At 73.1% G+C, this 14,250-nt stretch carries 11 protein-coding genes and 1 riboswitch; of the genes, 8 read left to right on the top strand and 3 right to left on the bottom strand.

Annotated elements, in window-relative coordinates; genetic code table 11:
• The coding region (locus PPSIR1_RS29610; protein WP_232296567.1) for a PAS domain-containing protein at positions 1-437 on the bottom strand (437 nt) is incomplete at its 3' end.
• Between the two features lie 227 nt (positions 438-664).
• Here PPSIR1_RS29610 and PPSIR1_RS29615 point away from each other — a divergent pair.
• Both PPSIR1_RS29615 and PPSIR1_RS44200 read left to right on the top strand, forming a co-directional pair.
• Positions 665-1,852, top strand: coding sequence for an FIST signal transduction protein (locus PPSIR1_RS29615; RefSeq protein WP_006974898.1), 1,188 nt, complete (start codon positions 665-667; stop codon positions 1,850-1,852).
• Positions 1,849-2,835 carry an STAS domain-containing protein gene (locus PPSIR1_RS44200; RefSeq protein WP_006974899.1) on the top strand — a complete coding sequence of 329 codons (987 nt, stop codon included), beginning with the start codon at positions 1,849-1,851 and terminating at the stop codon, positions 2,833-2,835. Before PPSIR1_RS29615 ends, PPSIR1_RS44200 begins: the two co-directional genes overlap by 4 nt.
• 10 nt (positions 2,836-2,845) lie before the next feature.
• On the opposite strand, the gene PPSIR1_RS29625 is transcribed toward PPSIR1_RS44200, so the two are convergent.
• Positions 2,846-3,598 carry a hypothetical protein gene (locus PPSIR1_RS29625; RefSeq protein WP_006974900.1) on the bottom strand — a complete coding sequence of 251 codons (753 nt, stop codon included), beginning with the start codon at positions 3,596-3,598 and terminating at the stop codon, positions 2,846-2,848.
• A gap of 138 nt (positions 3,599-3,736) precedes the next feature.
• Here PPSIR1_RS29625 and PPSIR1_RS29630 point away from each other — a divergent pair, with 138 nt between their 5' ends.
• The 5 genes from PPSIR1_RS29630 (at position 3,737) to PPSIR1_RS29650 (ending at position 9,847) form a co-directional block, all read left to right on the top strand.
• Entirely contained in the window at positions 3,737-4,621 is an 885-nt protein-coding gene (locus PPSIR1_RS29630; protein WP_006974901.1) for a 3-hydroxyacyl-CoA dehydrogenase family protein, read from the top strand.
• 193 nt (positions 4,622-4,814) lie between these two features.
• Positions 4,815-4,969, top strand: a riboswitch (cobalamin riboswitch).
• Positions 4,970-5,008: 39 nt separating this feature from the next.
• The gene (locus PPSIR1_RS29635) at positions 5,009-7,255 is read left to right on the top strand and encodes a TonB-dependent receptor plug domain-containing protein (RefSeq protein WP_006974902.1); all 2,247 of its coding nucleotides are present in this window, start codon (positions 5,009-5,011) and stop codon (positions 7,253-7,255) included.
• On the top strand, positions 7,252-8,493 hold the full coding sequence (locus tag PPSIR1_RS29640; RefSeq protein WP_006974903.1) for a hypothetical protein: 1,242 nt from the start codon (positions 7,252-7,254) through the stop codon (positions 8,491-8,493). The genes PPSIR1_RS29635 and PPSIR1_RS29640 overlap by 4 nt, the downstream gene beginning before the upstream one ends.
• Positions 8,494-8,635: 142 nt before the next feature.
• Positions 8,636-9,199, top strand: coding sequence for a hypothetical protein (locus tag PPSIR1_RS29645; protein WP_045117012.1), 564 nt, complete (start codon positions 8,636-8,638; stop codon positions 9,197-9,199).
• 120 nt (positions 9,200-9,319) lie between these two features.
• On the top strand, positions 9,320-9,847 hold the full coding sequence (locus PPSIR1_RS29650; protein ID WP_006974905.1) for a DUF1993 domain-containing protein: 528 nt from the start codon (positions 9,320-9,322) through the stop codon (positions 9,845-9,847).
• Between the two features lie 24 nt (positions 9,848-9,871).
• Here PPSIR1_RS29650 and PPSIR1_RS29655 read toward each other — a convergent pair whose 3' ends face one another.
• A complete protein-coding gene (locus PPSIR1_RS29655; RefSeq protein WP_157596108.1) occupies positions 9,872-12,976 on the bottom strand; it encodes a serine/threonine-protein kinase in 3,105 nt (1,034 codons plus the stop codon).
• A gap of 135 nt (positions 12,977-13,111) precedes the next feature.
• Between PPSIR1_RS29655 and PPSIR1_RS50350 the strand changes: the two genes are divergently transcribed.
• Entirely contained in the window at positions 13,112-14,230 is a 1,119-nt protein-coding gene (locus PPSIR1_RS50350) for a serine/threonine-protein kinase (RefSeq protein ID WP_006974907.1), read from the top strand.
• The last annotated feature ends 20 nt before the right edge of the window (positions 14,231-14,250 follow it).

A 14,250-nucleotide genomic window follows, 5' to 3' on the forward strand; every position in this document is an offset into this window, starting at 1 on the left:
TCCCCGGTCTCGAGCACCTCTTCGTCGATGGCGCGGACCCGAGCCATGAGGCTCGCGGGCAGCAGCTCCTCCTCGAGGCGCCCGACGACGTCCGCCGGATCGATGCCAAACTTTTCGCGAAAGCCCTCGCTGATCCACCCCACCCGCCGCTCGGAGTCGCTCAGGTAGGCGACCAGCTGCGAGGCGTCCATGAACATTCGAAAGCGCTCCTCGGCCCGGGCGTACTCCTGCTCTTGCTCCTCGACCAGCGCGACCAGGTCGTAGTGCGCGACGAGGTTGCGGGCCACGCTCATGATCGGGCCCAAGCTGGCGATGAAGGCGTCGTCGAAGCCGCCGCTGCGATTGATCAACCCGACGACCAGCTCGTTGCGCGCGACCTCCGTGTCCGCGGCGGTCATCCTCGGCGTGGAGCTGCGCGCGATCGGCAGGGTGAGCATGTTGTCCACCGGCAGTCCCTGAGGGCCTCGAACAGGCAGGGCCGCCGCGCCGTGAACAAGTCGGCGAGGGGCCGGGGGGGCGCCGCGCCGGCTCCGAGCTCCCGACCCTCTGAGCGCTCCACTGTAGCGATCAGGGTCTGGCGCGGCTTCGCCCGTACCGACCCCTCAGTCATTGAATTCGGGCCTCCCGGGCGCTTTAGCACCAGCGAAGCTGGTAGATTTCCACCATGGATATCGCCACGGTGACGAGCTTGGAGGCGGACACCCGCGCGGCCTTCTCCGCGGCCTATGCCGCGCTGGTCGGGAAGCTCGGCGGTCCACCCGACTGGCTGATCGTGCAGTCCGCCGTGCGCCACGAGGTCGCCACCTTGCGCGAGGCGGCGCGGCTCAGCGGCGTCGAACAGCTCCACGGCAGCAGCTCGTGCCTGGGGGTCATGAGCGACGCGGGCGTCGACACGGCCGGGGGCCTGGGCCTGTTCGGCCTGCGCGACAGTGACGGGGACTTTGGCGTCGGCAGTGCCCCGCTGGGGGACGATCCAGCGGCGGCGGCCGGAGCTGCGCTGCGCCAGGCCATCGCCAACGCGCAGCGCGAGGGCGAGCTGCCCGAATTGGTCTGGGTCAGCGCGTCCCCAGGCACGGAGGAGCGCTGCATCGCGGGGATCGAAGCCGAGATTGGAGCCGGCGCGCCCATCGTGGGCGGCAGCGCGGCCGATGACGCGGTCGCGGGCGGCTGGTACCTCTTCGACGCCCACGCCGACTACGGCAGCGGCATCGTCGTCAGCGTGCTCTATCCGTCCACGGGGGTCCACTCCGTGTTCCACAGCGGCTACTCGCCGACGACCACGACGGGCACGGTCACGGCGGCCACCGGTCGCGCGATCGAGACCATCGACGGCGACGCAGCAGCGGCGACCTACGACCGCTGGACCGGCGGGGCCGTGGGCGAGGCCTTGGAGGCGGGCGGCAGCGTGCTCGGGAGCACGACCTTGCACCCCATCGGCCGGCGCGTGGGCGAGGACGGCGGGGTCAGCTACTACCGCCTCGCCCACCCCGAGTCGGTCACCGCCGAGGGCCACCTGGTCCTGTTCGCCGAGGTCTCCGTCGGCGACGAGCTGATCTTGATGACCGGGAGCACCGACGCCCTGCGCTCTCGGGCGGGGCGCGTGGCCGCCGACGCCCTGGCCCGCGCGCGGCGGCCCTCCTCGGAGATCGCCGGCGCGCTGGTGATCTTCTGCGCCGGCTGCATGCTGACGATCCGCGACGAGCTCGACGACGTGGTCGCGAGCTTGCGCGGGGTCCTGGGCGACGTGCCCTTCCTGGGCGGCTTCACCTTTGGAGAGCAGGGCTGCTTCGTCGGCGGAGAGAACTGCCACGGGAACCTGATGATCTCGGTGACGGTGTTCGAGCGAGCATGAGCGAGGAGTTCAACGAGCACATCGAACGCCTCGAGCAGGCCCTCGCGACCGAGCGAGAGCAGCGACAGACCTCCGAGGCCGCCCTCGCCGGGCTGCGCCTGATTGCGACCGCCAAAGACCTCGACGCGACGGACCGGGCGCTGTGCGAGGGCCTGCGCCCCCTGCTCGCCTACGAGCGGGCCGTCATGCTGCGCGCCGACCCAAAAGACCCGGACCTGCTCGGGCCGCGGGACGCCGAGGACCCCCAGCTGCGGGCCTTTCGCTGGCCCCCGGGGCGGCTGCGCGATCGCGTCGCCAAGGGCCAGACCGTCGCCCTCTACGACCTGCGCAAGGTCCCCGAGCTCGCGCCGCGCCTCGACGCCCCCGCCTTCCGCTCGATGCTGTGCATGCCGCTGTCGCTGCCCAACCGCCCCGCGATCTTGATCGGCCTGCACTCCGAGCCCGGCTTCTTCGGCTCCCACTACGTCGCGCTCGCGCGCAGCTTCGCGGCCACCGCCGTGCGCATGCTCGAGAGCCTCGACGCCCGGGCCCGGGACCAGCAGCGCCTGCTCGCCGAAGAGCACGCGCGCAGCCTGACCCGGACCAACGAGGCGCTGCGCGAGCAGCTCGAGACCATCCAGAGCCAGCGCCAGGAGATCCAGCGCCTGCGCGCCCCGGTCCTGCTCGTGGCCGAGCGGACCCTGGTCATCCCGCTCATCGGAGCGCTCGATCCGGGCGACCTCGCCGAGGTCACCGAGTCCCTGCTCGACGCCCTGGTGGCCCACCGCGCGCGCACGGTGATCCTCGACCTGACCGGCTTCGAGTCCCACGACGCGGGCGTGACCGCGCGCCTCGGCGCCCTCGCCCGGACCACCGCGATGCTCGGGGGCCGCTGCGTGCTCAGCGGGCTGCGGCCGGCCGTCGCCCTCGCGCTCTCGGTCGCCGGGGTCGACATGCCAGCCTACGCGAGCCTGGCCGCGGCCCTCGTCGCCCAGCGAGCCTAGCGAGCCCTCGTCAGGTGAACAGCGCCGCGAGCACGGCGAGCACGCCGGCCGCGAGCAGCACGAACACCATGCGCCGCTCGAGCAGATCCGACTCGCCGTCGCCGATGTCAAAGTCGAAGGGCTCGCGCCGGCTGAGCTCGCTCGGGGCCTCGCCCTCGTCCTGGCGCGCGTGCGAGCGCTCGACCACGCGCGCGCGCTCCCGCGCCCGGGCCCGGGCGGCCTTGCGCCGACGGATGAGCTCGGCGGCCACCGGGATGTCCGGCAGCTGCAGCCGCGCGGTGTCCCCGTCGAGGACCTCGTCCGCGCCCAGCCGAACCACCGGCATGGCCAGGCTCGAGCTGTCGTTGATGGGCAACAGCTCGCGCAGCTGCAGGTCCCCGGGCGAGCGCCGCCGGCGAAAGCGACCGCTGTTGGTGCAGAAGGTGTCGAGGACGTTGAGCACCGAGCTGCTCTGCAAGTTGAGATCGTGGCTGACGTCGAGGCGGACCAGGAACTGCCGGTGGCTGCGCGCGCTGTTGAACACGGCCTCGACCCGGCCCATGTGCGGCCCGTCCAGGGCCTCGCTCTCGCAGGCGAACAGCAAGGTCCAGCGCTTGGGCTCGGCGAGGACCTGGAGCACCCGCTCGGGCGCCTCGTCCACGCCCACGAGCACCGTCGCCGCCTGATCCTGCTCGGCCAGAGCCCGGGCGAGCGCGCGGACCAGCTCGGCGTCCTGCGTCGCGCCCGCGAGCACGAGCGCCACCTCCTTGACCTCGATGGGCACGGTCGGCCATCGATTTTACACACTCGGGGGCCAGCCGTGCGCGCCCGGCCCCCCGCCCCAAGAAAACACACGGTCGGCTCGGCCCACACCCCGCTCTCGGGCACGGCAAGGGCCCCGCGCTTGCGGTAGATCGCGGTCATGTCCGACTCCTCGACTCTCCCCAACGATGCGATCGCGACCGTCGCCGTGCTCGGCGCGGGCACCATGGGCCACGGCATCGCCCAGGTCTGCGCCATGGCGGGCTGCGCCACCCGGCTCCAAGATCTCGGCGCCGAGCAGGTCGAGGCCGGCCTCGCCCGCATCGCCAAGAACCTCGACAAGGGCGTCGCCCGGGGCAAGGTCAGCGAGGAGCAGAAGGCGTCGACGCTCGCCAAGCTGAGCGGGACCCCGGACCTGGCCGAGGCCGTGCGCGGGGCCGACCTGATCATCGAGGCCGCCCCCGAGAAGCTCGAGATCAAGCGCGACCTGTTCACCCGCGTCGCCGCGGTCGTCGGCGACGACGCCATCCTCGGGACCAACACCAGCTCCCTGTCGATCACCGACATCGCCGCGCCCATCCCCAACCCGAGCCGCGTCATCGGCCTGCACTTTTTCAACCCGGTGCACATCATGAAGCTGCTCGAGATCGTCGTCGGCAAGCAGACCAGCGACGCGGTCCTCGGCCGCATGCGCGCCTTCTCCGAGCGCATCGGCAAGCAGGCCATCGTCGTCCAGGACGCGCCCGGCTTCGCGACCAGCCGCCTGGGCCTGGTCATCGGCCTCGAGGCCATCCGCATGGTCGAGCAGGGCGTCGCCTCGCCCGAGGACATCGACAAGGCCATGACCCTCGGCTACGGCTTCCCCATGGGCCCGCTGAAGCTCACGGATCTGGTCGGCCTCGACGTGCGCCTGAGCATCGCCGAGTACCTCGCCGGCAAGCTCGAGCAGGGCGAGCACTTCAACCCGCCCCAGCTCCTGCGCGACATGGTCGCCGAGGGCAAGCTGGGCAAGAAGTCCGGCCAGGGCTTCTACAGCTGGGAGTAGCGCCAAGCCCCACGGGGTGGGGGCGCAAGAGCCCCGCGCTCGAGGACCGACCCGACGCTGCGACTCGGACTTGGGGCGGCGGCGCGTGGTGAGCGGCCCGAGGCTGGTAGGCCCTCAGGCTTGACCGGCGTCGGGGGGCGTGCGAGGACGGTCTCAACCAACCCCGCGCGGGTGGTGCCGCTCGAGCCGGGCAGTCCGGCGAGGCGGCGAAGAGGGAACCCGGTGCGAACCCGGGACGGCTCCCGCCACTGTGAGCGGCGACGCGAGGGCACGAACGCCACTGGGACCACGGACACGCGGTCTTGGGAAGGACGCCCGAGCGGAAGACCCGCGAGTCAGGAGACCTGCCCCCGCGCCTCGAACCGGTGAGACGGGAGTCAACTCGCCATGGTCCACGCCCTGCCGAGCGCCCTCCTCCACCTCTCGCTGCTGTGCGCCTCTCCGCCCCCCGCGTCCCCCCCGGCCGCGGTCGAGGGCGGCGAGGATGATGCGGCCGAGACCGCGGCGAGGCCCTACCGCACGGAGGTCGTCAGCGACGACGCGGGCGACGGCCTCGACGCCCAGCGGGCCCTGAGCAAGGCCAACCTCGGCTTCGTCACCGCCATCGATCTGCGCGCCGAGGGGCCGCTGCCGAGCGACGATCTGGCCACCGTGGTCAGCCGCGCGCCGGGGGTCACCGTGCGCTCGATCGGCGGCCTCGGCCAGTTCAGCGCCATCTCGATCCGCGGCAGCACCAGCTTGCAGGTCCCGGTCTTCCTCGACGGCGCCCCGCTCACCGGCAGCCTCTCGGGCCTCGTCGACCTCTCGACCGCCCCCCTGGACGCCCTCGCCCGCGTCGAGGTCTACCGCGGCCACGTCCCCGTGCGCTACGGCGCGGCGGCGATCGGCGGGGCCGTCGATCTGGTCGGCGAGGTCCACCGCGGGCCCCCCCGGCTGTGGGCCGCCGCCGGCTTCGGCAGCTTCCTCGCTCGCGAGCTCCGGGTCGGCTACGCCCAGGCGCTCCCGGGCGGGTGGAGCGTGGCCACCCGGGTCGGCTACGCCGGAGCGCGCGGCGACTTCCCCTACTTCGACGACGGCAACACCCCGCAGCTCGAGGCCGACGACGGCCAGGCCCGGCGGGCCAACAACCACTACGACCGCGGCCTGGGCCAGCTGCGCTTCGATCACCGCCGCGGCCCGACCACCGCCGCGATCCAGGGCCTCGCGTGGTGGAAGCTCCAGGGCATCCCGGGCACGGCCCAGGCCCCCGCGAGCGAGACCAACCTGCGCATGGCCTCGGGCCGGCTCATCGCCAAGCTCCGCCACGCCGAGGGCCTGGGGCCCGGGGGCTACTTCGAGTGGGTGGGCAGCGTCGCCGTCGAGGACCGCGTGCTCCGGGACCTCGACGGCGAGGTCGGGCTCTCGGCCAACGACCAGCGCGCCCTCGGGGTCGACGGCTGGCTGTCCCCGCGCATGCGCGTGGCCCTGTGGCGCTCGGCCTGGCTCAACCTCAGCGCCGAGCTGCGCCACGAGCGGATCGACGTCGACGAGCGCTACGGCGCCGACGCCCAGCCCGGCGAGGGCCCGGTGCTCAGCTCCGGCGACGCCGCGCGCTCGCGGACCGGCCTCGGCCTCGGCCTCGAGCTCGACCAGTGGCTGCTTCGCCGGCGCTGGGCCGTCTCGCCGGGCCTGCGCCTCGACGCCGCCGACAGCCGCTTCGCTGTACCCGAGGGCGAGGGCGAGGTCGACGACGAGGGCCGCGACGAGCGGATCTTCGGGGTCTCCCCGCGCCTGGCGACCAAGGTGAAATTGCTCGAGGGCGTGGAGCTGCGCGCCAGCGTCGGCCGCTACCTGCGTCAGCCGACCCTGAGCGAGCTGTTCGGCGACCGCGGCTACGTCGTCGGCAACGAGGGCCTGCGCCCGGAGCAGGGCACCAAGGTCGACGGCGGCCTGCTCCTGGACCTGCGCCGGCCCGCGGACACGGACGCAGCAACTGGAAAACGCGTGGCCGTGTTCGCCCAGGTCGTCGGCTTTGCGACCTGGAGCGTCGACCGCATCGCGTGGATCCGCAGCGGCCCCGTGGTCCGGGCCATCAACCTCGCCAGCACCCGCGTGCGCGGCCTCGAGACCGGGCTGAGCGTGCGCGCCCGCGTGGGGCCCGGGCCCGCGGCCACGCGCCTCGAGCTCGACGCCGCCTACACCTTCCTCGACAGCCGCAACGACACCCCCGAGGCCGAGCAAAACGGCAAGCCGCTGCCCGGCCGGCCGCGCCACTCCCTGCTGCTGCGCCCGGGCCTGGCCCACCGCTTCGCCCCCAAGCGCCGCCGGCCCAGCCTCGAGCCGCGCGTGGGCTACGAGCTCGAGTGGATCGCCGGGACGACCCTCGACCTGTCCGGCCGCGTCGAGCTCCCGCCGCGCCTGCTCCACGGGCTCAGCGCGTCCCTGCGCCTCGCCGACCGCGTCGAGCTGGGGCTGAGCGTGCGCAACCTGAGCGACCAGCGGCGCGTGGTCATCGACCCCAGCGAGGGCCCGCCGACGCCCTACCCCGCCGCGCTCAGCGACTTCATCGGCTACCCCATCCCCGGGCGCAGCGTGTGGGGGACGCTGCGCGTCGACTTTGCCCTCCGCCCGTCCGCGCCCCGAGGTCCCGCATGAACCGCCGCCTGCTCGCCGCCCTGCTCCCGAGTGCCTTCGCCTTCGCTTGCACCGACGACGCGGCCGGAGGCGACGACGAGGCCGGGGCCGTCGAGGTCCTGGTCCCCGAGCTCGTCGACGGCTACCCGAGCCTCGCCGGCCCCTGCCGCGGACCCGTCGAGGCGCCCACCCACCTCGTGGTCACGAGCACGGACTTCAACACCGGCGCCGTCGGCCTGGTCACGCTGCCCGGCGAGGGCTCCGACGCCCACGAGGTCGCCGCGGACCTGGCCCTTGCCTCGACCGACGCCGTGCCCGTGGTCGATGCGGGCCGCGTGTTCGTCCTCAACCGCTTCGGCTTCGACTACGTCGACGAGCTCGCCCCCGCGGACCTGGGCCTCGTCCACGAGTTCGCCGTCGCGGCCCAGCTCAGCGAGGACTCCGCCAACCCCCACGACCTCCTGCTCGTCGGCGAGCACGGCTGGCTGAGCCTGTTCGGCGCGCCGGAGCTCCAGCGCGTGCGCTTCCCGGAGCTGGCCTTCGCCACCCCGAGCGTCGACCGGGCCCTCGACCTGAGCGCCTTCGCCGACGCCGACGGCGTGCCCGAGCTGGGCCAGCTGATCGGCTGCGGCCCCGAGCTCGCCTTCGTCAGCGCCGAGCGCATCGATCGCAGCGCCTGGGTCCCCGCCGACGACACCCTGCTGATCCCCGTCCGCCTCGGCGACAGCCCGGCGGTCTACGACTTCGACCCGGCCCACCCTGGCGCCGACGGCATCCCCCTCCTGGGGACGGGGGTCGGGGCCTGGCGCCTCGACCCCAGCGCGAGCGACGGTCACACCCTCGTGATGCTCAACTCCGGCCTCGAGCGCATCGACCTGGCCGCAGGCAGCTCGGAGTGGGTGATCCCCGAGGCGGTGTTCGAGGCCGAGGGGATCACCCGGTTGCACCTGTCCGGATTTGGGTACGACAGCCAGGGCCAAATCTGGCTGTCCATCGCCGACGCGGACTTCAGTGCCTTCGCCCTGTACCGTGCGGACTTCGCCGGACCCGACGACGCCGTCGAACTGATCCGCAGCGTCGAGGGTCTACAGAGCGTGACCGGAGCGCTGGCGGTGATCGGAGACCGGGCTTACTTCGCCGATACGACAATTGGCGCATCTGGCTTGCGCATCTTTGAGCTCGCGCAAAACCCGGTGAGTGAGCTCCCCTCCTCGCCGCTCCCGATGGGGCTCCCGCCCCTGAGCCTCACGACTCTGTGACCTCCAAGTGTCCGTGCCAAGAGATGAAAGATCCGATCATTCCGGACATTCACTTCGTTGATTTGTACGGCCGATGTATTCGAGCTCGCACGCCCAACAAAAAATCGTGGACACTTGCAAGCCAAAAAACACTTTGAACTTGATGCGCCTGCTTCCCTCTCTTTTCGTCCCCGCCGCCGTCCTCGCCCTCAGCATGGGCTTCGCTGGCTCCGTCGCCGCGAACGGAAGCGAGATCAAACAGTCTCCGACGACCAACCAGATCGAGCAGATGCCCCTCGGCGCGAAGCTGGTCGAGTCCGCATCCACCAGCTGCAACGTCGATGAGGTCCACCTCTTCGTCGACAACCAAGCCGACTGGTTCATCATCCTCGACGGCGTCCGTCGGCCCCTCGGCGATCCCTCGGTCAACGTCTTCCTGGGCAACCAGGCCAGCGCGACCCTCGTGGTCCACTTTGGGACCCCGGGCTGGCTGATGGAGGTCGATCCCGACGACGAGGACCCCGTCACCCTCGCCATGGTCGAAGGCCGGGAGATCAGCTACGAGCTCATGCCCGACACCCTCGATGACCTCCGCGACTTCGTCGTGATCGCCGAGTGGTTTGGCAAGGGCGGCATGCAGACCGAGGAGGGCATCCCGACCGTGCCCCTGACCATCAAGACCGACAAGAACTGCCCGCCCGAGGACCTCAACGGGCCCAACGGCTGAGCGCCGACCCAGGCACGGGCCCGCCACGTTGCGAGCCCGTGTCTGTTTCATCGTGGCTCCCCCTGGGTGGGCGGCCGCTCCGGCGTTGACCGCCGTGGTCGCGGGCAGGACAGTGCGGCCATGTCTCTGCACGCCCACAGCGTCCTCCAGATGTCGTCCATGCTCCGCAACCTCGAGGGCTTCCTCGCCAAGGCGGTCGCCTTCGCCGAGGCCAAGCCCATGGAGGTCGACGCCTTGCTGAACGCCCGCCTGTCCCCGGACATGCGCCCGCTGACCTTCCAGATCCAGGCGGCCTGCGACGCGGCCAAGTTCGCCGGCGCGCGCCTGGCCGGGGTCGAGGCCCCCAGCCACCCCGACACCGAGGAGACCCTCGCCCAGCTGCGCTCGCGCATCGCCGCCGTGCTCGAGTACCTCGCGGGCCTCGACGCCGAGGCCGTCAACGCTGGCGCCGACCGGGACGTCCGCCTGGGCTTCCTCCCCGGCAAGGTCCTGCGCGGCGAGGACTACCTGCGCCAGCTCGCCCTGCCCAACTTCTACTTCCACGTGACCACGGCCTACGCCCTGCTGCGCGCCACGGGCGTGGCGATCGGCAAGCAGGACTTCATCACCGAGCTGAACCTGCGCGACGACGAGGCCGCCCAGAGCTGAACCAGAGCTGAACCAGAGCTGAACCTACTCTGGGCGCTCCTCGAGCAGCCAGGCCTCGACCTCGTCGAGGGCCTGCTCGGAGCCCGGGCCCGCGAGGGCGTAGCTGGCCCGCGCCTCGTCGGCCAGGGCCACGGCGCGCTGCCACCGGTAGGTCCAGTCCTCCCCGGGCAGCGCGCCGAGCAGCGCCCGGGCCAGGGCGAAGCGGGTCTTGGCCAGCTCCGTCGCCTCGACCGTCGCGTCTTCGCGCAGGCGCAGCATCAAGGCCCGCTCGAGCGCCTCGGCGGCCCCGTCCGCGTCCCCGAGGCCCAGCTTTGCTTGGCCCAAGCCCGTGAGCGAGTAGGCCAGGTCCGGGTGGTCCTCGCCCATGGCGGCCTCGCCGATCGCCAGCGCCCGCTCGTGGTGCGCCCGGGCCTGCTCGAACTCCCCGAGGGCGAGCGCGACCGAGCCCAGGTTGTCGAGGGTGATCGCGACCACCGGGTGCGACTCGCCCAGGCTCGCCTCGTAGATCGCCAGCGCCCCCTCGAAGGAGGCCCGCGCCCCCGCGTAGTCGCCCAGCTCGGTCGCGGCGTTGCCCAGGTTGTTGAGCGCCGTCGCCACGCTCGGGTGCTCGGCGCCCAAGCTGGCCTCGGTCAGGCTCAGGGCCCGCGCGTGGTGGGCCCGCGCCCGCTCGTAGTCGGCCTCGGCGAAGGCGAGGTTGCCGAGGCTGTTGAGGGTCGTGGCCAGGCCCGGGTGCTCGCGGCCGAGGGCGCCCTCTTCGATGGCCAGAGCCCGCTCGTAGTAGGCCCGCGCGTCGGCGTAGCGCCCCTGGGCCTTGGCGACCAGGCCCAGGCCGTTGAGGGATGCGGCGACGTCCGGGTGCGAGGGCCCGAGGCTCTGCTCGCGGATCGCCAGGGCGCGCCCCCACAGCTCCCGCGCGCGCCCGTGATCGCCCTGGGTGAAGGCGACGTTGCCCAGGTTGTTGAGCGCCGTCGCCACGCTCGGGTGCTCGGGCCCGCCGATGGCCTCGAAGTGGACCCGGGACTCCTCCCACAGCGCCTCGGCCTCGCCGTACTCGGCCTGCTCGAAGGCCACGCTGCCCAGGCGGTTGCAAAAGGCCGCCCGCGCGGCCTCGCTGTTGGCCGCGCGCGACAGGGGCTCGGCGTGCTTGGCCCAGCCCCGGCCCTCGTCCTGGCGCGCGAGCTCGTGGCCCACGACCCAGACCAGCTGGCCCGCGGCCTCGGCCGCCTCGGGGAGCAGGCCGCGGCGCAGGGCCGCGGCGTAGCTGCGCTCGAAGGTCTGCTCGGCGCGCGCGTGGGCCCCCGTGCGCTGCTGCAGATCGCCCTGCACCAGCCACGCCCGCAGCAGCGCCGGCTCGTGCTCGAGCGCGGCCGCGTCTTCGGCCAACGCGTCCGCGGCCGCCAGCGCGGCCTCGTACTTGCCCGCGTGGGTCAGCGCCTCGACCCGGGCCAGCGCGTCTTCGAACGCGTCGATTTCCCCCGGCCCGAGGTGCCCGGCGCCCGCCCAGTGGGGGTCCGCCTCGACCTCGATGCCCGCGCGCTCGCGGAGGGCCTCGAGGTCCGCGCAGTCCTCCGGCCTCGGCAGCGCGGCGACGGCCGGCACCGCGCCCTGGACCACGGTCGCGTCGGCGTGGGCGAGGACCTCCGTGACCGCCTCGAGGTCGCGCAGCCGATCGTCGAGGCAGGCCATGCGCAGGTCGAGGAGCACGCCGGACTGCTCGCCCCGGGCCGTCGACTCGCAGGCCTCGACCCGGCCCGCGACCCAGCGCTCGGCGTAGTCGTCGAGGCGCTCGCGGACCCGCGCCGAGGTCTCTTCGGCGTAGGGCAGCCCGGTGGCCTCGAGGGCGCTGGCGATCGCCTCGCTGCGCGCCGGATCCCACACCCCGCCGAGCTTGTCTTGCATGTCCGCGCAGCTCGGTCCCCCGCTGGGGCTGCGCAGCTCGTAGCCCAGCCCGACCGCGAGGGCGCAGCACAGACCGACGGCCGCGCCCCGTCGCCAGCGGCGACGGCGGGCCCGGCCGCCCTCGAGGGCCTCGAGCAGCGCGTCCATGGACGGCCAGCGGTTCTCGGGCTCTGGCGCGAGGCCCCGGACCACGACCCGGCGCAGCCACGCCGGCACCGGGCTGGCCGCGCCCCGCGGAGCCGGACGCACCCGCCCCTCCTCGAGCGCCGCCAGGAGCTGGCCGAGGGTCTCGCCGGGGAAGGGCCGCTCGCCATAGAGGGCCTCGTAGAGCGCCGCGCAGAAGCTGAACTGATCGCTGCGCGCGTCGACCTCGGCGCCGTCGAATTGCTCGAGGGACATGTAGGCCGGCGTGCCCATCATCGCGCCCGTCCGGGTCAGCGGGCTGCTCAACAGCTGCTTGCCAGCGGAGCCCTCCCGGATGGGCGCGCTCGCCTGCCCGAGGGTGTCGGCCAACGCCTGCCGCCGCGAAGCGCTGCCAACCCGGGCCCGGGCCCGGGCCCGGGGCTCCGCCGCCTCGCCGTCGAGGCTCTCGCCGTCCGCGGCCTCCTCGGCCCGGGCCAGGCCAAAGTCCATCACCCGCACGCGCCCGTCCGCGCCCAGCATGACGTTGTCGGGCTTGAAGTCCCGGTGGATCAACCCGGCGGCGTGGGCCGCCGCGAGGCCCCGCCCCGCCGCGAGGAACACCGGCGTCAGCTCCCGCCACGGGCGCGGACCCGGGCCCGCTTCGTCCAGCCACTCGCTCAGGGTCTGCCCCGCGACGAACTCCATGCCCACGAACACCTGGCCCAGGTGCACGCCCACGTCGTGCACGGCGACGACGTTGGGGTGATCGAGCTTGGCGAGGGCCTGGGCCTCGCGCTGGAGCCGGGCGCTGGCCACCGACGAGCGATCGGGCGAGCGCAGCAGCTTGATCGCCACCTTGCGGTCGAGCTCCGGGTCGTAGGCGGCGAACACCACCCCCATGGCGCCCGCGCCCAGGCGACGCAGCACGACGTAGCGGCCGAGCTGCTCCCCGATCTGGGCGCGCCCGCGTCCGCTTGGGACATCGCCCTCCCCGAGGGTCCGCCCGCCGCCCCCCGTGTCGACCAGGGACTCCACGCCCGAGGGAGCCGGGACGGTCGGACCCGCAGAGCCCGAGGCGCCCATCCCCAGTCCCGCCATCCTGGCCATCGCGGCCATGCTACACCTGCGCGTCAGGGGCGAGTCGCGCAGCGCGAGCACGCCCCTTGCGGTTCGTCCACCCCGTCCCCACCCGCTGACCGGGGGGCCCTTGGCCCGCTCCCGGGGACTGCTAAGATCGACTCGATGAGCACCCCTGAGCCGCCCGGGGACGGACCCATCCGCCTCGGCCGCTACTCCGTCCTCCGCCACCTCGGCCGCGGCGGCATGAGCACGGTCTACCGCGCCTACGACCCCGAGCTCGACCGCCAGGTCGCCCTCAAGCTGGTCACCATCGACGATCCACGCGACGCCGACGGCCCCGCTCGCCTGGTCCGCGAGGCCCGGGCGATGGCCAAGATCAGCCACCCCAACGTCGCCCCGGTCTACGACGTCGGCCTCGTCGAAGGCGCCGTGTTCATCGCCATGGAGCTCATCGAGGGCCCCAACCTCGACACCTGGCTGCGCGAGTGTGCGCGGCCGTGGACCGAGGTCACCAGCATGTTCATGCAGGCCGGCCGCGGCCTGCTCGCGGCCCACGACGTCGGCCTGGCCCACCGCGACTTCAAGCCCGACAACGTCATGGTCGGCCCCGACGGCCGGGCCCGCGTGCTCGACTTCGGCCTCGCCCGGCCGACCCCACCCGGCGAGGGCATCGAGGACGAGCTCCTGCTCGAAGAGACCGAGTACGAGGCCCTGATCCTCCCCGAAGATCCGGACGACGTCGACGAGGACGCCCTCGCCCGGCTCGAGGCCTCGTTCGCCGAGTTGCAGATCCAAGGCGAGGTCCCCACCCAAGCCGGGGGACACGCGGGCCTCGACCCTCGCACGGATCCCACCCTCGGAGGAGTCCCACCCCTCGGAGGAGTCGAGCGCCTGCTCCAGGCCGAGAGCTCCGGCAGCTTCGACCTCAAGGTCTCCGTCACCCACAACGGGATCGTCACCGGCACGCCGGCCTACATGGCACCCGAGCAACACCTCGGCGATGCCGGGGGCGCCGCCGCGGACCAGTTCGCCTTTTGCGTGTCGATGTGGGAGGGCCTGTACCGCCAGCGCCCCTTCCACGGCCACACCTTCGCCGAGATCGCCTGTGCGATCGTCGACGGCGATCGCCGGCCTGCGCCGAGTCACACCCGCGTACCCGGTTGGCTGTCCGCCCTGCTCGAGCGCGGCATGGACCCGGACCCTCGGGAGCGCCACCCGTCCATGCGCGCGCTCCTGGCCTCGATCTCGCTGTCCTTCCGCATCCTTCATGGGCTGAGCTGAACGGACTAGCCGTGGGACCC

The sequence above is a fragment of the Plesiocystis pacifica SIR-1 genome (genome assembly GCF_000170895.1).
In the GTDB taxonomy this organism is placed as follows: domain Bacteria; phylum Myxococcota_A; class Polyangia; order Nannocystales; family Nannocystaceae; genus Plesiocystis; species Plesiocystis pacifica.